This is a genomic window from Dactylosporangium sp. NPDC049140, from assembly GCF_040648435.1.
Window position 1 is genome coordinate 26,742 of the sequence record NZ_JBEZDS010000040.1, and the last position, 20,785, is coordinate 47,526.

The 20,785-nt window shown below is 72.5% G+C and carries 12 protein-coding genes; 6 read left to right on the plus strand and 6 right to left on the minus strand.

Features of this window, described 5'->3' with window-relative positions; translation table 11 throughout:
* Positions 1-67 precede the first annotated feature (67 nt).
* Genes atzF through AB0B76_RS42640 form a run of 5 tightly spaced genes read right to left on the minus strand, consistent with a single transcriptional unit; the run spans position 68 to position 8,249 of the window.
* A complete protein-coding gene (gene atzF / locus AB0B76_RS42620) occupies positions 68-1,741 on the minus strand; it encodes an allophanate hydrolase (RefSeq protein ID WP_360386635.1) in 1,674 nt (557 codons plus the stop codon).
* Positions 1,738-5,232 (minus strand): 5-oxoprolinase/urea amidolyase family protein, encoded by a 3,495-nt coding sequence (locus tag AB0B76_RS42625; RefSeq protein WP_360386638.1) that lies wholly within the window; start codon positions 5,230-5,232, stop codon positions 1,738-1,740. The genes atzF and AB0B76_RS42625 overlap by 4 nt, the downstream gene beginning before the upstream one ends.
* A 4-nt stretch (positions 5,233-5,236) precedes the next feature.
* Positions 5,237-5,881, minus strand: coding sequence for an urea amidolyase associated protein UAAP2 (locus tag AB0B76_RS42630; RefSeq protein ID WP_360386640.1), 645 nt, complete (start codon positions 5,879-5,881; stop codon positions 5,237-5,239).
* Positions 5,878-6,675: an urea amidolyase associated protein UAAP1 gene (locus AB0B76_RS42635; protein ID WP_360386643.1), complete on the minus strand. Its 798-nt coding sequence runs from the start codon at positions 6,673-6,675 to the stop codon at positions 5,878-5,880. Before AB0B76_RS42635 ends, AB0B76_RS42630 begins: the two co-directional genes overlap by 4 nt.
* Complete coding sequence (locus AB0B76_RS42640; protein ID WP_360386646.1) at positions 6,672-8,249, minus strand: amino acid permease; 1,578 nt, start codon at positions 8,247-8,249, stop codon at positions 6,672-6,674. Before AB0B76_RS42640 ends, AB0B76_RS42635 begins: the two co-directional genes overlap by 4 nt.
* Positions 8,250-8,439: 190 nt before the next feature.
* Between AB0B76_RS42640 and AB0B76_RS42645 the strand changes: the two genes are divergently transcribed.
* The 6 genes from AB0B76_RS42645 (at position 8,440) to AB0B76_RS42670 (ending at position 19,835) form a co-directional block, all read left to right on the plus strand.
* Positions 8,440-9,054, plus strand: a complete 615-nt coding sequence (locus AB0B76_RS42645) for a helix-turn-helix domain-containing protein (protein ID WP_360386649.1) — start codon at positions 8,440-8,442, stop codon at positions 9,052-9,054.
* Between the two features lie 357 nt (positions 9,055-9,411).
* Positions 9,412-10,662: a glycoside hydrolase family 6 protein gene (locus AB0B76_RS42650; RefSeq protein WP_360386652.1), complete on the plus strand. Its 1,251-nt coding sequence runs from the start codon at positions 9,412-9,414 to the stop codon at positions 10,660-10,662.
* A gap of 456 nt (positions 10,663-11,118) precedes the next feature.
* Positions 11,119-11,331: a hypothetical protein gene (locus AB0B76_RS42655; protein WP_360386655.1), complete on the plus strand. Its 213-nt coding sequence runs from the start codon at positions 11,119-11,121 to the stop codon at positions 11,329-11,331.
* Between the two features lie 234 nt (positions 11,332-11,565).
* The gene (locus AB0B76_RS42660; protein ID WP_360386658.1) at positions 11,566-13,959 is read left to right on the plus strand and encodes a ricin-type beta-trefoil lectin domain protein; all 2,394 of its coding nucleotides are present in this window, start codon (positions 11,566-11,568) and stop codon (positions 13,957-13,959) included.
* A gap of 207 nt (positions 13,960-14,166) precedes the next feature.
* Positions 14,167-17,055: a hypothetical protein gene (locus AB0B76_RS42665; RefSeq protein WP_360386661.1), complete on the plus strand. Its 2,889-nt coding sequence runs from the start codon at positions 14,167-14,169 to the stop codon at positions 17,053-17,055.
* A complete protein-coding gene (locus AB0B76_RS42670) occupies positions 17,043-19,835 on the plus strand; it encodes a hypothetical protein (RefSeq protein ID WP_360386665.1) in 2,793 nt (930 codons plus the stop codon). Before AB0B76_RS42665 ends, AB0B76_RS42670 begins: the two co-directional genes overlap by 13 nt.
* Positions 19,836-19,861: 26 nt before the next feature.
* On the opposite strand, the gene AB0B76_RS42675 is transcribed toward AB0B76_RS42670, so the two are convergent.
* Positions 19,862-20,611 carry a glucose 1-dehydrogenase gene (locus AB0B76_RS42675; RefSeq protein WP_360386667.1) on the minus strand — a complete coding sequence of 250 codons (750 nt, stop codon included), beginning with the start codon at positions 20,609-20,611 and terminating at the stop codon, positions 19,862-19,864.
* Between the last annotated feature and the right edge of the window lie 174 nt (positions 20,612-20,785).

Here is a 20,785-nt window from a genome sequence, read left to right on the forward strand (position 1 = left end):
GCCTGGGACACGGGTCGGATCAGCGGACCTCCGCGGACGGTTGCTCCACGAAGCGGTACAAGCGTGGTTATCGGCTCTCCTGAAGGGATGTCAGGTAGGCGCGCCAGCCGCCGTGGGCGGTGATGTCGGGGGCGTCATCGACGGCCACGGCTTCGCAGAGGAAGCCGGTGACGGTCGATCCGTCGTCAAGACGCACCTTTCCCAGGACCATGGGGGTGGGCAGGGCGGCCAGGAACGGGCCGACGGCGGCCGGCGGCAGTTCCCACAGCTCGCCTTCGATGGCGGCGCCCCCGTTGGTGACGCGGAGCAGTCCCGGTTTCGGTGGATCGGTAACCAGGGCGTGCAGGCGATAGTCCGGTGCGGTACGGACCTGGCGGAGCAGGCGGCCACCCGCCTGGGTGAGCTGGTGGTTGAGCGGCTGTCCGGTCAGGTGCCCGCCGACCACCATCATCGGCAGTCCCCGGTTGTCCGCGGCCGCCGGGGCCTCGCCGGCCAGCAGCGCGGCGACGTCGCGGGCGACCGCATCGGCGAAGCCGCGCGCGATGACCTGGACGCCGAAGTTGGTGGCGTCGGCCTCGCCGGCCGGCACGGCGACGGCGCTGAGGCCGAAGAGGTTGCAGAAGTTGGTGTAGGTGCCGACGGTGGCGTTGACACCGATCGGATCGGCGGTGACCTCGGCGATCGTCGGGTGGATCGGGGCGGTCGGCAGCAGGAGCGCGTCCGCGTCGCCCCATGCGGTCATGGCCTCACGGCGCAGGTGCGCCAGCTTTTCGGTGTCGGCGACGAGGACGTGGGCGGGGATGTCGCGGGCGGCACTGATGATCGCCCGGACGGTCGGGTCGACCTCGCCGGGGTGCCCGTCGATGAAGGCGCCGACGGCGGCGTACCGTTCGGCGACGAACCCGCCGTTGTAGAGCAGTTTCGCGGCGGCGAGGAACGGCGCCAGCCGGATCGGCCGCAGCCGGGCGCCGTGGGTCTCGAGGGCCTTCGCGGCCTGCTCGAACGCGTCGAGCCACGCCGGCGACAGGCCGGTCAGCTCGTCGCGGTCCGGCACCGCGACGATCGGGTGCGGCGGCGCCGCGAGCGGTGCGTCCGCCGGGTACACCGGATCGCCCATGAGGGCGATGGCCCGGGCTCCTTCGGCGACGGTACGGGCGAAGACGGTGACGCAGTCGAAGCTGCGGCAGGCCGGCACCACCCCGTCGGTGGGGACGAGCCCGGGTGTCGGCTTGATCCCGACGATGCCCTGGAACGCGGCCGGCACCCGGCCGGAGCCGGCGGTGTCGGTACCGAGAGCCAGGTCGGCGATGCCGAGCGCCACGGCCACCGCGGAGCCGGAGCTGGAACCGCCGGCGACCCGGGCGGGGTCGCGCACGTCGCGGACCGCGCCGTACGGGCTGCGCGTGCCGACCAGGCCGGTGGCGAACTGGTCCAGATTGGTCTTGCCCAGGATCAGCGCACCGGCGTCGACGAGCCGCTGCACGGCCGGGGCGCTGCGTTCGGGCCGGTAGGTGTACGCCGGACAGGCCGCCGTGGTGGGCAGGCCCGCGACGTCGATGTTGTCCTTGACCCCGACGAGCCTCCCGGCCAGCGGCAGGTGCTCTCCAGCGGCGAGACGGGCCTCCACGGCGGCGGCGTCGGCGAGCACGTCGCGCTCAGGGCGCAGTGTGATCCACGCTTCGGGTCGTTCGCCGAGGGCGAGGCGTGCGTAGGCGGCGCGGACGCGGTCGGTCGGTTTCACGCAAGCACCACCAGGGGACTGCCCGGAGCGACCTGGGCTCCGGGATTGACGAGGATGTCGGTGACCGTACCCGCCTGCGGTGCGGTGATGACGCTCTCCAGTTTCATCGCTTCCAGGGCGACCAGCGGCTGTCCCGCGGCCACGCGGTCGCCGGGGCGCACGTCGACACGCCACACGCTGGCGACGAACGGGGCCTGCACCAGCGCGCCGCCCTCCGGCACGGACACTGCTCCGGCGGCGGGCGGCGCCTCCGGTTCGGGGCGGGGGTCGAACTCACCGGCCGCTGCCCAGGCTTCGCGTTCGGTACCGAACGCGGCGGCCTGCTTCGCGCGGAAGGCGGCGATCGAGGCGGCGTTGCCGGCCAGGAAGGCTTCGTGGTCGGCGAGACGGAAGGTGCCGTCGTCGATGCGCAGCCGGTGCCGCCCGGCGGCGACGTCGGCGCGCAGGTCGAGCAGCTCCTCGGCGCCGACCGGGTACCACTGGATGCGGTCGAAGTGGCGCAGCAGCCACGGGTCACCGGCTTCTCGCTGCCAGCGGGACCAGACCTGCACGGTACGGCCGACGAACTGGTAGCCGCCGGGGCCTTCCATGCCGTAGATGCACAGGTAGGCACCGCCGATGCCGACGGCGTTCTCCGGGGTCCAGGTGCGGGCCGGGTTGTACTTGGTCGTGACGAGCCGGTGTCGCGGGTCGAGCGGGGTGGCGACCGGTGCGCCGAGGTAGACGTCACCGAGGCCGAGGACCAGGTAGCTGGCGTCGTAGACGGTGCGGTACACGTCGTCGACCGACGCCAGGCCGTTGACCCGGCGAATGAACTCGATGTTCCACGGGCACCACGGGGCGTCGTCGCGGACACCGTTGATGTAGCGGGCGATGGCCTCCCGGGTGGCCGGGTCGTCCCAGGACAGCGGGAGGTGCACGGTCCGGCTGGGCACGGCCAGGTCGCGGGTGGCGGGCAGGTCGGCCTGCAGCGCGCGGACCAGTCCGAGAAGCTTGCGCACCGGCAGCCGGGCCGGGTCGACGTGGACCTGCAGCGAGCGGATGCCCGGGGTGAGGTCGACGATGCCGTCGAGGCCCTCGGCGCGCAGCCGGTCCATCAGGGCGTGGGCGCGCATCCGCAGGCCGAGGTCCAGGGTCATCGGGCCGTACTCGATGAGCAGGTTGTCGTCGCCGGAGCGCCGGTAGGTGACATCCTCGTCGCGGGCCAGGACGCCGTCGTCGGCTGGTTTCAGCAGCGGTGTGAAGTCGAGGTCGGACACGGGCACGAAGCGCACGGTGTCGCCGGGGGCGAGCTGGCCGAGCTTCCACCGGTCGGCGGTGATGACGGTGGCCGGGCAGACGAACCCGCCGAGGCTCGGGCCGTCCGGACCGAGCAGGATCGGTACGTCGCCGGTGAAGTCGACGGCGCCGACCGAGTACGGGGTGTCGTGAATGTTCGACGGGTGCAGCCCCGCCTCCGCGCCGTCGGTGCGCGCCCACCGCGGCTTCGGGCCGACGAGCCGGACGCCGGTGCGCGCGGAGTTGAAGTGCACCTGCCACTGCGCGGCGTAGAACGCGTCGATGTCCTCGCGGGTGAAGAACTCGGGGGCGGCGTGCGGCCCTTCGGTCACCTTGATCTGCCAGTCACGGCGGATCACCGGTCGCTGCGCCGCCGCAACGGCAGCGGCGGCTGCTCCGGTCGGCGGTGCGGTGCGCAGGACGTCGCCCAGGCGCAGGGCCCGGCCGCCGTGCCCGCCGAACTGCCCGAGGGTGAACGTCGCCGCACTGCCCAGGTACGCCGGGACGTCGAGCCCACCGGCGAAGAGCACATAGGCGCGCAGGCCGCCGTCGGTCGCCCGACCCACGTCGAGGACCGAGCCGGCGGGCACCCGTACCGGCTCCCAGCGGGGCACCGCGACGCCGTCGACGGTGACCGGCATCGCCGCTCCGGTGACGCAGATGGTGGTGTCGGCCGTGCATCGCAGCGCCGGCCCGTCGACGGTGCACTCCAGGCCGGGGGCGCCTTCAGGATTGCCGAGCGCCTCGTTGCCGAGCCGGAACGACAGGTCGTCCATCGGCCCGGACGGTGGCACGCCGACCTCCCACAGCCCGGTGCGACCCGGCCAGTCCTGCACGGTCGTCAGCGTGCCGGCCCGTTCCACGACGACGCGCGGCTCCGTGTCGTGCACGCCGGCGAGGGTCGCGGTCGAGTGCCGGGCGGCGAGTACATCGCCGTGGCCGGTCGCCGCCCGCAACAGGCCGAGGTTCGTTTCGATGCCATCGACGCGAGTGGCGGCCAGGGCGCTGCGCAGGTTGGCGAACGCCTCGTCGCGGGTCGACCCGGTCACGACCACCTTGGCGAGCATCGGGTCGTACGCCGTGCTCACCTCGGTGCCGGCCTCGACCCAGCCGTCGACCCGCACGCCCGCCGGGAACTCCACGTTGGTGATGAGGCCCGCGCTGGGCCGGTGGTCCTGGGTGGGGTCCTCGGCGTAGACGCGGGCCTCCACAGCCGCGCCGGCACCGGCCCGGCGGGGGGTGTCCAGGACGGTGTCGTCGCCCTGGGCCAGGCGCAGCATCCACTCGACCAGGTCGACGCCGAGGACTTCCTCGGTGACCGGGTGCTCGACCTGGAGGCGCGCGTTGACCTCGAGGAAGGATGCCTGTTCGCGCTCGGCGTCGTAGACGAACTCGACGGTACCCGCCGACCGGTAGCTCACGGACGCGCACAGGGCCGCCGCCGAGGTGTGCAGCCGCTCGCGTACCTCGTCGGACAGTCCCGGCGCGGGCGCCTCCTCGATCACCTTCTGGTTGCGGCGTTGCAGGCTGCAGTCGCGGTCGCCGAGCGCGACGACGCGGCCGTGGCCGTCGCCGAAGACCTGTACCTCGACGTGGCGGGCGCGCTGGACGAAGCGCTCCAGGAAGACGCCGCCGCTGCCGAAACTGGCCACGGCGAGGCGTTCCACGCGATCGTAGGCGGCGGTGAGCTCGGCCGGCGTGTGGCACGCCTGCATGCCGATGCCGCCGCCGCCACCGGTCGCCTTGACCATCACCGGGTAGCCGATCCGGTCGGCGGCGGCGAGGGCCTCCTCGAGGCCGGACAGCAGACCGGTGCCCTCGATCATCGGTACGCCGGCCGCGCGGGCCAGCTCGCGCGCGGTGTGCTTGGCGCCGAAGGCGGTGAGCTGAGCGGGTGTCGGCCCGACGAAGGCGAGCCCGGCCGCTTCCACGGCGGTGGCGAAGGGCGCGTCCTCGGAGAGGAATCCGTAACCGGGGTGCACCGCACCGGCGCCGCTGGCCAGCGCCGCGTCGAGAACGCGGTCGACCACCAGGTAGCTCTGCCGGGCCGGGGCCGGCCCGAGCCGTACGGCCTGGTCGGCCAGGCGCACGTGCGGGGCGCCGCGGTCCGGGTCGGAGAAGACCGCGACCGTCTTGAGGCCGAGCCTGGCGGCGGTGCGGATGATGCGGCAGGCGATCTCGCCGCGGTTGGCGACCAGAAGGGTGTCGAACACGCGGCTACTCCCCGGTGACGATCATGCGGACCGGCGTCGGATCGAAGCCGTTGCACGGGTTGTTGATCTGCGGGCAGTTCGACACCAGGACCAGCACGTCCAGCTCGGCGCGCAGCGCGACACGCAGGCCGGGGGCGGAGATGCCGTCGACGATGCCGAGGCTGCCGTCCGGGTCGACCGGCACGTTCATGTACCAGTTGATATTGCTGACCAGGTCGCGTTTGCCGAGTCCCCAGCGGGCCCCCTCGATCAGGAAGTTCTCCACGCAGGCGTGCTGGTGCTTGGTGTGTTGCCCGTAGCGCAGGGTGTTCGACTCGCGGCTGCAGGCGCCGCCGACGGTGTCGTGCCGGCCCACCTCGTCGCCGACGACGGTCATCAGCGCCCGGCCTTCGTTGGAGCGCAGCACGCTGCCGGTGGTCAGGAAGATGCCGCCCTGCGCGGCGATCGTGTCCGGCGCCGAATAGCGTTCGACGGTGTCGTCGGCGTTGTAGAGCAGGCAGTCGACGGCCTGGTTGCCGTGCAGGTCCACAATGGTCAGGACCTGGCCGCGGCGCACGATCGCCGACCAGGGCGCGCGGGCCGCGACGGTCTCGTCCAGCACGATCCGGCCGGCGACCAGAGCCGGTGATGCGGCGGCGGTGGCGGTCATGCGATCCCCCGGGCGGTGAGGTATTCCGCGGTGTTGAGCAACGCGCGCTCGCCTTCGGGCGACCGCGACCACAAGGCGTCGGTGGGCGCGGTGGCCGGGCCGGGCCTGGCCTCAATGCGTGCGGGCGTGCAGGTGTACGCCTCGCGCGGATCGAGCGGGTGTGGCACGTTGGCCAGCAGCACGATCAACGGCATCTCGGCGCGCAGCTCGACCGTCGCCCCGGCCCCGGACGACCCGAGCCAGGTGAACGCGCCGTCGTCGCCGACGCGCACCCCCTGGAAGAACGAGATGCTCGGCGGCAGGTCCCGGCGGGTCAGGCCGTGTTTGGCGGCGGCCAGGGTGAACAGCTCCCGCCCGGCCGGTGTCGGGCTGTGCGGCGAACCGTCGCCGTACCTGCCGGTGTTGCCGGCGAGTGTCGAGGTACCGCAGAAGGTGTCCGAACGGTCCTGGGCGCCCGCCGTCACCGAGGCGAGGACTCGGCCCTGGTCGGACAGCAGCAGGTGACCCTCGCCGACGTACGCCTGCCACAGGACTTTGACGGTGTCGGCGACGTTGAGGCGCTCCCACGGCTCGTCGGCGTTGAACAGCAGTACCGACACGCAGGCGTCGCCGTACAGGTCGGTCAGTCGCAGCGTGGTGCCGCGGGCCAGCCGCTTGCCGGCGTAGCCGCCGCCCGGGACGGTCTCGGCCCAGCTGAGGCCGTCACCGGCCGGGACGGTGGGCATGCATTCCACGACGGTACCGCCCTGGGCGCGCGCGTGTTCGCGCGCGCCGGCCGTGGTGGCGGTGCTCATGCGGTCTCGCCCGCGGCGACGGGCGTGGCGAAGTTCAGCTGCGGGTGGGGGGCCGTGCTCCGGGCGCGGTAGCGCAGGTAGGCCGCGGCTCCGGCGAGCAGGGTGGCGCCGACGAACAGCAGCGAGAAGTAGTGCAGGTACCAGTGGGCGCCGGCCGGGTCGTAGACCTCCGGCCGGGGCCAGCCGAGGTTGAGGATCATGCCGATGCCGTAGAGGACGGCCAGGGCGTTGACGACGATGCCGAACCGGCCGAGGGAGAACAGCTTGCCGCCGCGCTCGGTGGCGGCGGCTTCCTCGCTGCTCGGCCAGCCTTTGCTGCGCCGGACGAGCAGCGGGATCGTCACCAGGGCGTAGGCGATGTAGAGCATGACGATGCAGACGCTCGTCAGAGCGGTGAACAGGGCGGGCTGGCCGATGTTGACCAGCAGGACCGCGGCCGCGCCGACACCGACGACGATCGCCGGCAACGCCGGGGTACCGGTGCGGGGGTTGACCTTGCTGAGCGCGCCGGAGAACGGCAGGACGCCGTCACGCGCCATCGAGAAGATCATCCGGCTGCCGGCGGTCTGGATCGCCAGGGTGCAGACCGCGACCGCGATCGCCACGTCGATCAGCAGGATCCGGCCGCCGGTCGCACCGAGGCGGCTCGTCAGCACGTACGGCAGGCCCTCGGTGGCCAGCCGGCCATCGGTCAGGCTCGGCGCGGCCATCAATGCGACGAGCAGCATCAGGCCGCCGCCGATACCGGAGGCGGCGAGCGCCCGCAGGATCGTCCGCGGTGCGACGTGCCGGGGGTCGCGGGTCTCCTCGCTGAGCTCGCCGGCGCTGTCGAAACCGACCACCACGTACGCCGCCATCAGCGCCGACACCAGGAACGGACCGACGTAGGACAGGCCGCTGCCCAAACCGCCGGTGTTGAAGACAACGCCCGGTCCCCGCTCGATGTTGAACAGCAACAGGATCACGACGGCCGCCACACCGATGATCTCCAGGGTCACGCCGGCGCTGTTGATGATCGCCATGAACCGGACGCCGATGATGTTCACCAACGTGGTCAACGCGATCAGGATGGACCCGAGGACGACGGCGTTTGTCGCACCGCTGGTGGAGGTGAGCGCGGGATCGCCGCCGACGAGCTGGAATCCGGACCAGATCTGCGGAAGCACGACCTGCAGGGCGATCGCGGCGGCGGCGACCGTGACGATCTGCGCGACGATCATGACCCAGCCGGCGAACCAGCCGATCATGGCGTTCGACAGCCGCCGCGACCACTGGTAGATGCAGCCGGAGAGCGGATAGCGGGCGGCCAGCTCGGCGAAGTTGAGCGCCACCATGAACTGGCCGGCGAAGACCAGGGGCCAGGTCCAGAAGAAGGCCGGGCCGCCGAAGGAGAAACCGAACGCGAAGAGCTGGAAGACCGTCGTGAGGATCGAGACGAAGGAGAACCCGGCGGCGAACGACGCGTAGCTGCCGATACTGCGGCGCAGTTCGGGTACGTAGCCGAAACCACGCAGGTCCACGGCGTCGGCTCGGTCGCTCGCCGGCGGTGTCGCCAGGGTGGGGGTAGTGGACAAGACCGCCTCCTCGATGCAGGCGGCGGCGGGTGCTGACCGACCCGCCGCCCGAATACCTGTCGGCTGACAGATTTGTTGACGTGAGATCGACGGTCGTTTCTCGCCCGTAAACCTTCGATTGCCGGATGTGTCGGCGCGGTTACGTCGCGGCCGGTCGACCGGGACGTCGACGGCGTGGGACGATGCGAGCGTGAGCTCCGCACCTTCAGTCGGTCGTCCCCGCTCCGGAGCCCGGCGCCTGCCTGTCGGTACGGCGCGGGAAGAAATTCTCGACGCCGCAGCCGAGCTCTTCGCCGAACGCGGGTACGCCGCCACCTCGACCCGCATGATCGCCGAGATGGTAGGGGTGCGGCAGGCCTCGCTCTACTACCACTTCAGCACCAAGGAACAGATCCTCGCCGAGCTGCTCGAGTCCACCGTCCGCCCGTCGCTCGCCTACGCCGGGCAGCTCGCCCTGGAAGCGCTGAGCCCCGCCGAAGCGCTGCAGGCGCTCGTCCGGTACGACGTCGGGATTCTGCTCGGTGCACGATGGAACGTCGGCATCCTGTACGCCCTGCCCGAGATCGCGACCGAACCGTTCACCCGCTTCCGCGCCGAGCGCGAGCAGCTCAGGATCGTGTACCGCCGGCTGGTCGCCGCCGTCGCGGGCGCGGCTCCGGCGCACGCCGACGTGACCGGCGACCTGGTCTTCGGGATGGTGGAGAGCGTCATCGGCATGCGCCGGGACCTGCCGGCGCTGCCGCCGCCGGAGCAGCTCGAACAATCGGTGGCCGAGGCAGCACTGCGCCTCGCCACCACCTCCTGAGCCGAGCCGGAGGGCGGGACGCCCGGGCCGCGGAGGTGGATGTTTCACGCGTTTGCCCCGGCCGCACGCTCGCGCCGGTCGCCGGAGTAGACCATGCGCGGGCCGGTGGCGATGATGGCGCCATCCCCAATCGCTAAACGCGAATCGCTGTCATGTACTGAAGGAGCCTCTGTGTCCATACGTCGCCTCCGCCGGCGCCGAGTTGTAGCCGTCGCGGCAGCGTCGGCATGTGTCGCCTTCGCCGCTGGCTGGTTCGTGAGCGGCTCAGCCTCGGCGGGCACGCTGTCCGGCGCCCTCTACCGCGACCCTGACTCGCAGGTCGTTCGCTGGGTCTCGGCGAATCCGAACGACTCGCGCATGCCCGTCATCCGCGACAAGGTCGCCAGTCAGTCGCAGGCGCGCTGGATGTCGAACTTCAACCTGTCCACCGTGCAGTCCGAGGTGTCCGCGTTCGTGAGCGCGGCCAACGCCGTGAACCAGGTACCCGTGCTGACGTCCTACGCGATCCCGAACCGCGACTGCGGCGGGGCGAGCGCCGGCGGCGCCCCCGACCTCAACCAGTACCAGCAGTGGATCTCCGGGTACGCGCGGGGCCTCGGCAGCCGGACCGTCATCGTGATCATGGAGACCGACGCGCTGGCCCTGCAGACCTGCCTGAGCGCCACCGAGATCCAGCAGCGCGACCAGGCGATCAGTACCGCGGTGCAGACGCTGAAGGCGGCGAACCCGAACGCCAAGGTGTACCTCGACGGCGGCCATTCCGCCTGGAACTCCGCGTCGGAACAGGGATCGCGGCTGGCCGCCGCCGGCGTCCAGTACGCCGACGGATTCTTCACGAACGTCTCGAACTTCCAGCCGCTCGGAAACGAACTCTCCTACGGCCGGTCGATCATCTCGAACCTGCAGGGCCGTGGCATCAGCGGCAAGCACCAGGTCATCGACACCAGCCGCAACGGCGGCGCGGCCGGCGACTGGTGCGCCGACGACAACACCGACCGCCGGATCGGCAACTACCCGACGCTGAACACGGGCGACGCCAACGTCGACGGATATCTGTGGATCAAGCCTCCGGGCGAGGCCGACGGCTGCAGCTACGCCGCCGGCAGCTTCCAGGCCGGCCTTGCCTACAGCCTGGCCGCCAGCGCGCCGTACCCACCGACCGGGTCCCCGACCGCCTCGCCGTCGGCCAGCCGCTCCAGTTCCCCATCGGCGTCGCCGTCGAGCTCCCCGTCGGCGTCGCCGTCGGGCTCGCCGTCGGCGTCCCGCTCGCCGAGCGCCTCACCGTCGCCGAGTCGCTCGTCCGGCGGTGGTGGCGGTGCGTGCAGCGCGACGTACCAGACCATCGGCTCCTGGCAGGGCGGATTCCAGGGCAACGTCACCGTCACCGCCGGGGCGTCCCCGATCAGCAACTGGACAGTGACCTGGACGCTCGCGAGCGGTCAGTCGATCACCCAGCTCTGGAACGGCACGCTCACCACCAGCGGCTCCAGCGTCACGGTGCGCAACGTGTCGTACAACGGCTCGCTCGGCGCGGGCAGCTCGACGCAGTTCGGCTTCACCGGAACCGGCAACGTCACGACGCCGACGCTGAGCTGCACCGCCTCCTGACCGATTGCCCGGGGCGCGGACCGAACACGGTCGGCGCCCCGGCCCGCAGGATGCCATAGCGGCCGCCGACGCCTTCGGCTCGTAGACGCGGCTCGCACGGGCTCATCGATCCGGCTGCCCGCCGAACCGCCGGCCGACCCGCCATGGGCCAGGACGGCCGGAGGGACACATCAGTCGAGGTCAAGACCCACTTCCGCCCCTCAGCCGAAGGGTCGATCGTCCTCGACATTTCCGGCCGATAACCCGCCGGTACCATCGACCTCCCTCAGCACCCGAACGTTCCTTCCGAGGAACTGCCAAGCTCCTTACGATGCAGACGAACGTGCATCCGAACGCGCCAGGCCGGGTCGGGAGGAGGACGCCGATGGCTGGCGACGAATCCTGGGGCCGCGTGGAAGCGGGGACGGCCGGAGCAGCCGGACGCGTCGCACCGCCCACCGTCGATGTGGCCCGGCCATGACGGACGCCTTCGTCATCCTCACCCTGGCCGAGAACGACTACCTGTACGGCACCGGGACGATCACCATCCGGGTGCGGCAGATGCACAGCGGAGAACTGATCTCGTACCACGACGAAACCTGGTACGAGATCCACGGCGTGCAACTGGGCCCCACCGGCCGGGAGCTCGGCGAGCGCACCGTGCTGGTCCGCGCCGCCCGGCTGCGCTGATACTGCCGAGGACGCATCCGAGGTCGGAGTGCGCCGCATCGAAGCCCGCCCGCTGCTCGATCGAGGCTCGGCCGGCGAGGTCGCCGTTCGATGGGCCGATCGCCGCGAGCCCGGAAAGTTTCACGATCGCGCGACGGCGTACAACCGCCACACCCAATCGAAATTGACCGATGAAACGCGGCCACCTAACGTAAGACGTCTGATGTATCCGGGACGACGGAGAGGCTAGATCAGATGTTGCAAAGAGCGAATCGCCGGCGCGGGCGCGTAGCGGTCGCGATCGGCATTGCGCTGACGGCCGCGAGCGTGCTGGTCGGATTCCCGTCCGCCGCACAGGCCGCGACGTCGATCACGATCAACGGCTCGTCGGGCGGCCGGGTGTTCGACGGCGTCGGCGCGGTCAGCGGCGGCGGTGGCAACAGCCGGCTGCTGGTCGACTACCCGGAGCCCCAGCGCAGCGACATCCTCGACTACCTGTTCAAGCCCGGCTACGGCGCGGCGATGCAGGTCCTCAAGGTGGAGATCGGCGGGGACACCAACTCGACGTCGGGCGCCGAGCCGAGCCACGAACACACGCGGGGCAGTGTCAACTGCAACCGGGGCTACGAGTGGTGGTTGATGGAGCAGGCCAAGGCCCGCAATCCCAACATCAACCTGGTGGGCCTGGCGTGGGGCGCCCCCGGCTGGATCGGCAACGGCAACTTCTGGTCCAACGACTCGATCGACTACCTGCTGGCGTGGCTGGACTGCGCCGGCACGCACGGGCTGACGATCAACTACCTCGGTGGCTGGAACGAGAAGGGCTACAACGCCACCTGGTACAAGAACCTGCGCTCCGCCTTGAACTCGCGCGGGTACACCGGCGTGAAGCTCGTGGCGTCGGACGACTTCGGGTGGGCGGCCGCCGACGAGTCGCTGCGCGACCCGGCGTTCGCCAGCGCCGTGTCGGTCTTCGGCAGCCACTACGTCTGCGGGTACCGCAGCTCGCAGGCCAGCTGCCCGAGCTCCGGCAACGCCGTTGCGACCGGCAAGGCGCTGTGGGCCAGCGAGAACGGCTCCGACGACTACAACGCCGGCGCGCCGGCACTCGCCCGCGGTGTCAACCGCGGCTACATCGACGGGAAGATGACCGCCTACATCAACTGGCCCGTCATCGCCGCCATCACCCCCAACATTCCCTGGGCCACCACCGGCGTGGCCGTGGCGCAGCAGCCGTGGTCGGGTTACTACTCCCTCGGCAAGAGCGCCTGGGTGATGGCGCAGACCACCCAGTTCACCGCCCCGGGCTGGCGTTACCTCGACAGTTCGAGCGGCTACATCGGTGGCAACCGCAACAACGGCAGCTACGTCTCGCTCAGGTCGGCCGGCAATGGCGACTACAGCACCATCGTCGAGACCATGGACGCCACCGCGGCGCAGACGCTCAACTTCAGCGTCGCCGGCGGGCTGTCGACCGGCACCGTGCACGTATGGTCCACCAACGTCCGGTCCAGCAACCCGGCCGACAACTTCGTGCGCGGCGCCGACATCACGCCGTCCGGCGGCGCCTTCTCGCTCACCGTCCAGCCCGGCTACGTGTACAGCATCACGACCACCAGCGGGCAGGGCAAGGGCTCCGCGGCCAGTCCCGCGCAGGGCAACCTGCGGCTGCCGTACAGCGACAACTTCGACGGCTACGCGACCGGCCGCGAGGCGAAGTACCTCATGGATCAGCAGGGCTCCTTCGAAATCACCGGGTGCGGGGGCGGGCACACCGGACAGTGCGTCCGCCAGATGTCGGACCAGGCGCCCATCTACTGGACGTCCGGCCACGCCGAGCCCTTCGCCCTGCTGGGCGACCTGACCTGGCGCAACTACACCGTCTCGTCGGACGTCATGCTGGAGAAGTCCGGCTACGCACAGCTCATCGGCCGCGGCAACACCTACAACCATCAGGGCCCGCAGAACCTCAACGGCTACTACTTCCGCGTCTCCGACACCGGCGCGTGGTCCATCCTGAGCAACAACACCAGCGGCAACTGGCGGACGTTGGCCAGCGGTACGACGTCGGCGTTGGGCATCGGGCGCTGGCACACGCTGTCGCTCACGCTGAACGGAAGCGCCCTCAGCGCCGCCATCGACGGCACCACCGTCGGCAGCGTCTCGGACTCCACCTGGGTGGCCGGCCAGATCGGCTACGGCACCGGCCAGGGCGTGACCGCACAGTTCGACAACCTGTCCGTCACCGCGGCCGGCGGCTCGAGCGGCCCCACCGGCGAGCTGCGCGGCGCCGGCGCCAACCGATGCCTGGACGTCAACGCGGCCAGCCAGGCCGACGGTGCCGTCGTGCAGATCTGGGACTGCAACGGCGGGGCCAACCAGCAGTGGACGCTCACGTCGAGCAACCAGCTGACGGTGTACGGCAACAAGTGCCTGGAAGTGCCCGGTACCACGTCGGGCACGCGCGCCCGGATCTGGACCTGCAACGGCGGCACCAACCAGCAGTGGCGGCTGAACGCCGACGGCACCATCGTGGCCGTCGGCTCGGGGCTGTGCCTGGACGTCAACGGCGCCGGCACGGCCAATGGCTCCGCCGTGCAGATCTGGACCTGCAACGGCGGTACCAACCAGCAGTGGATCCGCGGCTGACACCCTGAAGGCAATCCGGCGCACGGGATGCGCCCCTGGGGTCGGCCGGCAGTCGCCGGCCCCGTGACCATCACGCCCGCCGGCCGCAGCGCACGCTCGGCCGGCGGGCACCCGCATCCCCGCTCCCCCGTCGGCCGGCGCGCGACCGGATTGCCTGCAGCCGGATCGTCCATACACTGATCCGGTGAATCGGAGGCAGCACGGCGAATGCTCGCGCTGATCTGTCGGGCGCTCGTCGCCCGCCGAGTGGTGTCCGCGGCCATGTTCCTGCTCGCCACGCTCGTCACCACCGGGCTGAGCCTCGCGCCGTGGTACACGTCGCGGGCGGTCGACACCGCCACCGCCGCGCGCATCGCCGCCACCCCGCAGGCGCAGCGCACCGTCTCCGCGAACAGCACCGTCTCGGTCGACCTGGCCGGAACGACAGTGCTGCAGACGTTCGCGGCCTCCGCCCAGCGCGCCCTGGCGCTGCCGGTCGAGGGCCAAGCGGCCGGCATCGAGCTGGCCGCAACGGTCACCGCCGGTGACCGGCGACTGCTCATCCCGCTGCGGTACCGCGAGGAGCTGTGCGCCAACGCCGTCGTCGACGGGCACTGTCCGCAGGCGACCGGCGACGTGGTCCTCAGCGGGCAGAGCGCCGAGCGGCTCGGCGTACGCGTCGGCGACACCCTCGAGGTGTCCACCGGGCCGGCCTCGCCGCCGCGGTCGCTCCGGCTGGTCGGCATCTACCGGCCGGCCGACCCGCTGTCGTGGTACTGGGCCACGGCCACCGACGCCGCCTGGACGACGTTCGACACGGTGGCCGCCGCCGGTGCCACCGTCCGGGCCACCTTCGACGCGATGCTCAGTCCACCGGTGTTCAGCCACGACGGTGACCTCGCGCCCGCGATCGACCGCATCCATCGCGTACCGCTCCAGGTCAGCACCACCGGCGGGGCGCTCGCCGAGCGGATCGCCGCCGACCGGCGGGCCGTCGAGCGCGGCGTGCTCGTCGCCGCCGTGCAGCTGGCCGTCATCGGCTGGCTGGCGATGACGGTCGCCGCACGGTATGCCGCGGAGGAGCGCCGGTTCGACGCCGCGCAGCTCGCGCTGCGGGGCGCGCGGCGCTGGCGGGTGCTGGTGGCCACGAGCGGGCAGAGCGGCGTGCCGCTTGCGGCCGGGGCCGTGGTCGGCGGGCTCGTCGGAGCCCTCACCGGCGGCCCGGACCGGCTGCCGATCGCCGGCGGCGTCCTGGCGGCCGCGCTGGCCGGCGCGGTGCTCGCTGACTGGCGGACCACCCGGCTGCCGGTCGAGCGGCTCCTGCACACCGCGACCCCGAAACCGCCGCGGCTGGGCGCGGCCGTCGTCGAGGTGTGCGTGCTCGCGCTCGCCGGGGCGAGCACCTACCAGAGCCTCGCGACGAGCGACACGATCGGCGTGCAACTGTTCGCCCCGGCGCTGCTGGCCGCGTCGGCGGCGATCCTCGTGGGCCGGCTCCTGGTGCCCGCCGCGACGGCCGTCGGCCGCTCGGCGCTCGTGACCGGACGGCTCGCGGCCGGTTTTGGCGCGCTGCTGCTGGCGCGGCGCTCGTCGGCGTACCGCATGCTGCCCCTGCTCGCCGCGGCCAGCTGCCTGTTCATGCTCGCCGCCCAGGACTGGGCCGAGGCGCGCGACGCCCGGCACCAGCGCTCTCAGGTCGAGGTCGGCGGCCGGCGGGTACTCACAGTCGCCTCGGGCGACCGGGTCCGCCTGCTCAATGCGGTCCGCTCGGCCGACCCGGGCGGCCAGGAGGCGATGGCCGTCGTCGCCGGAGCCGGCCCGGGTGGCGAGCCGGTGCTCGCGGTCGACTCGCCCCGGCTGCCGTATGTGCTCGCCGCGCCGGCGGCCCTGGACAGCCGCCGGCTGCGGCCGGCGGTCCCGGAGCCGATCACGTTCGCCGGCACCAGCCTCACGCTGACGGCGAGCGTGCCGGCCGCGGACGCGCTGCCCGACGTCGGCGCCCACCCACCGACCGGACCACCGGTGTTGCTGGCCACGCTCGTCGTCGCCGCCACCGGCCTGCCGGTGACCGCCCGGTTCGCGCCCGTCGACGGTGCGGGCGGCACGGTCGGCGCGAGCGTGCCGGACTGCCGTCCCGGGTGCCGGCTCGTCTCGTTCGAGCTCGTCGGTGGCCGAGCGGTCGAACTGCGCCAGCTCGACGCCGACGGCCGGGCCGTGATCACGCCGGCCGTCTTCGCCGACCCCGGCCGCTGGCGCACCGGTGCCGGCAACATCGCCGCGACCGTCAGCATGCGCTCGTACGACGGGCGGCTCGCCCTCGCCGCCGTCACGGCCGGCCTGTCGAAGCTGCCGATCGACGACCGGCTCTACGTCGTCGACGCGCCCGTGCCGCTGCCGGTCGCGGTGGCCGGACGGCTGCCCGAGCCCGACGGGCGGGGCAACGGCACGCTCGATCCCTTCGGGAGCCGGGCCGTGCCCGTCGAACCATTCGCCGTGCCGCTCCTGCCGGGCATCGGCACGCGCGGGATCCTCGTCGACCTCGAGTACGCCGAGCGGGTCGCCGGCGGCGCCCCGAGCGCCGAACGGCAGCAGGTGTGGCTCGCCCCCGGCGCGCCGGCCGACCTCACCGACCGGCTCCGCGCCGCGGGGCTGACCATCGTCGGCGAGGACTCGGTCGACGCGGCCGATGCCCGGCAGGCGCGGTTCGGCCCGGCGGCAGCGGCGCGCTTCGGCCTGCTGATGGGCCTGCTCGGGCTGATTGCCGCCGCGATCGCGCTCGTGGTCATCGCGGCCGTCCAGCGCCGTGCCCGCAGCGACGAGTTCGTGGCCCTGCGCCGCCAGGGTGTGCCGGCCCGGGCGCTGAGCGCCGCCGGTCGCTGGGCCGCGCTGGTCCCGACCGTGCTGGCTGCGCTGATGGCCGCGCTCATCGCCACCGTGGCGCGCGTGCTGACCCATTCGCCGGTGCCGGTGTTCACCGATGGCTGGCCCGACCGGGCCGCCGCCCCGGGCGTGCGCGCGCTCGCGCTGCTCGTCGGCGTGGCGGTCATCGCCGCGTTGTTCTCCGTCTGCGCGCTGGCCCCCCAGTACCACAGAAGCGGGCGGCAATGGCGGCGCTGATGCTGGCGATGCTGCGTGCCCGGCGCGGCCAGGCTCTGACCCTGTGGCTCCTCGCGGTGCTGGCCACGGCCGCCGCGGTGGCGGCGCCGATCTACCTCACCGCGATCGACCGGGCGGTGGTCGCCGGAGAGGTCGAGCACGCCAGCAACGCCGAGCGCACGGTGTGGGTGTCGGCACCGGTCGAGCGTGCCTCGGGTGGTGCGATGCCCGACGAGTTCGAGCGGCTCGCCGCCGAGAAGGTGCAGCTGAACGGGTTCGTCAGCGTGTTCAACACGGAGTTCCTGGCGATGCCGGCCGGCCGGGACACCGCCGGCAGCGACCAGGTCCGCCGCATCGCCTTCCGCGAGGACCTGTGCGCGCATGTGGTCGTCGTGGCCGGGCGGTGCCTGATGGGCGGCGGCGAGACGGTCCTCACCAAGGCGGCCGCCGCGCGACTCGGGCTCGCCGTCGGCGACCGGGTGAACAACCAGGCCACCACGTTCAACAGCGCGCTCAACACGTTCGTCCCCGCCGGCCAGTCGTGGACGATGACGATCGTCGGGCTGGTCGCGGCCCGCGACCCGGCCGAGCTGTACTGGGGACGGGCCATCCGCAGCGAGCAGGACTACCAGAACGACCCGATGTACGTCGCGCGCAACACGCTCGCCGGCACCGACCACCCGCGCGAACTGCAGTCGTTCGAAGCCTCCGCGACCGACGGCGCCATCACCATCGACCGGCTGGCGGCGCTGCGCGGGTGGCTCGCCGCCGCGGCCGAGGACGACGACAACGGACGCGTCAGCGTCAGCACGGCGCTGCCTGACCTGCTCGACCGCATCGACCGGAGCCGCGAGCAGGCCCACCGCGTCATGCCGCTGGCCGCGATCCCCGTCGTGGTCCTCGCCTGGGCGGTGATCCTCTTCGCGGTCGCCAACGCCGCCCGCGCGCACCGCCACGAGTACGGCGTCGTCGCGTTGCGGGGCGTACCGAGGCCGGTCCTGTGGTGGCTCGCGGCCGGGGAGACGATCCTCGCCGTGCTCGCCGGTGCGCCGGTCGGCCTGCTCGTGGGCCGGCTGCTCGTCGGCGCGGCCGCACCAGCCCCGGCCCACCTGGACGCGGCCGTGCTCCCCTACGCCGGGATCGCCGTCCTCGGGGCGCTGCTCGCCGGCCTCGCCGTCCAGCTGCGGACGGTCAGCGCGCCCGTCGTCACGCTGCTGCGCGAGGTGGACCGCGGCTCCGCCCGGGTGCCGACACTGGCCCTGGAGACCCTTGTCCTCCTGCTCGCCGCGGCCGCGGTGTTCCAGCGCCGCAGCGGCGTGCTGACCGGGGTCACGCTCGTCGCCCCGGCTTTGGTCATCGCCGCGCTCGCGCTGGTCGCGGCGCGTCTGCTGCGGCCGCTGTCGTCCCGGCTGGCCGGGCGCAGCCTGCGCCGCGGCGCCCTCGTCCGCTCGCTCACCGCGTTCCGGCTGGCCCGGCGGCCGGCCGCGCAACGGCTCCTGGTCCTGCTCGTCGTGGCGTTCGGCTCGCTCGGCTTCGCCGGCCTCGAAACCGTTGTCGCCGACCGCGACCAGCAGTACCGGGCCGAGCTGACGGTTGGCGCGCCAACCGTGCTCTCGATCGGCCAGACCACCCGGACCGAGCTGCTGAAGGCCACCCGGACGGCCGACCCGGACGGCCGCTATGCGATGGCGGCCGTCCCGATCCAGGCCGTGAGTGCGAACCTGCCGTCGTCCCTCGCCGTCGACTCGACGCGGCTCGCCGCGGTGGCCTACTGGCGCGCCGACTACTCGTCCGAGCCGGTGTCGGCGCTCGCCTCGCGGCTCCGGCCGGCGGCCGGTACCGGCCTGACGCTCACCGGTGCCACCGTGGACCTCGACCTGACCGCCGTTGACCTCGCGGGCCGGCCGGCGACGGTGACGGCGCTCGTCGCGCCGGCCGGCGGCGTCCAGCGGGCCGAGGTCAACTTCGGGTCCCTGTCGCTCGGCCGGCACGTGTACACCGCACCGTCGCCGGCCTGCACCGCCGGCTGCCGGCTCGTCTCGTTGCAGTTCGGGCTGCCGAACTATCTCGGCCCGCCGGTCCGGCTCACGCTGCACGCGATCCAGGGAACGCCGTTCAGCGTCGACTGGCGGATGCCGTCCGGGGCGACCGCCACCGCCGCCGGCGACGGGCTCGGGGTCACACTGCCGCCGTCACCGCGCCGCGAGGCCGGCAGCCTGCTGCCGCCCGACGTACCGCCCGCCCTCCCGCTGGTGTCGACGGGCCCGCTGCCGCCGGACGGCGCCTACGCCTCCTTCGACGGAGCGGTCGGCGCCGCCGTGGTCGGGCACGCCGAGCGGCTGCCCCGGCTCGGCCGGCGCGGCACGCTCGTCGACCTGGAGGCCGCCGACCGGGCGGCGCCCGGCTCGGAGCTCACCGGCCTCGGCGAGGTGTGGCTCGCCCGCGACGCCCCGCCGTCGATCGCCGCGGCGCTCACCGCCGCCGGGCTGACCATCGTCGGGCGGCGCGCCGTCGCCGACGAACGCGCCGTCCTGGCCCGGGCCGGTTCGGCGCTGGCCCTGCGTTTCTTCGTCCTCGCCGGAATGCTTTCGGTGCTGCTCGGCGTTGCGGGGCTGGCCGTCACGACCATCACCGCGCCGCGCGGCGAGCTCGCACCGCTGCGCATCCAGGGCCTGCCGGCCCGCGTAACCCGCCGGGTCGCGTGGTGGTCCCCGGCGGCACTCGTCATCGCCGCGTTGCCCCTCGGCGCCGTCTGCGCCGTTGCGGCGTGGCTGCTCCTCGGCACCGCCGTACCGCAATAGCGTGAGGTACCTCCCGACCGGCAGCGTCACACCTGGTTCTGCCCGCCGTCGACATACAGGTTCGATCCGGTCACGAACGAGCTCTGATCCGAGGCGAGGAACGCCACCATGTCGGCGACCTCTTCCGGCCGTCCCATCCGGCCCATCGGTACCTGATCCGTCAGGTCGGACTTGAGCTGGCCGACGCGTTCCGCGCTGGGGGCCAGACCCTCGATGCCGGGAGTGTCGATCGGGCCCGGCGCGACGGCGTTGACCCGGATGTTGCGGGCCCTGAGTTCGTTGGCCCATGTGCGTACAAAGGAGCGCAGAGCAGCCTTCGACGCGGCGTACACCCCGAACGACGCCTCGCCCCGGTCGGCCGCTGTCGAAGCGTTCACGATGACCGACGCGCCGTCGTTGAGCAACGGGAGCGCCTTCTGCACGGTGAACAGCACGCCCTTGACGTTGATGTCGAAAATCTTGTCGATGTGCTGCTCGTCGACCTGCTCCAGCGTGGCGAACGAGCCGACACCGGCATTCGCGAAGAGCACGTCCACCCGGCGACCCTGCTCGCCGACCGTTGCGTAGAGCCGGTCGAGGTCGGCCAGATTCGACACGTCCGCCTGAACACCTGTCGCGTTGGCGCCGATGTCCGAAACGGCATCGTGGAGTTGCTCCTCGCGCCGTCCGACGACGAAGACGTGGGCGCCGTCCGCGGCGAGGCGCCGCGCCGACGCGAGACCGATGCCCGTGGTGCCACCGGTGACGACCGCGGTCTTGCCGACAAGCTTGGCCATGAGTACTCCCTGCGGCGAATCTGTACCGTCCGGAATCGGGACAACGCGACGACCGGACGGCTCCCGCGACCAGTACCCGTGAGGGCCCGGCCTATGCCACCGCCGCCCCGGCCCTTCCGGTGGGCCCACCGTCGGCCGAGGAAGGTGTTCACCACGCGGGATGAGGTGGCTTCC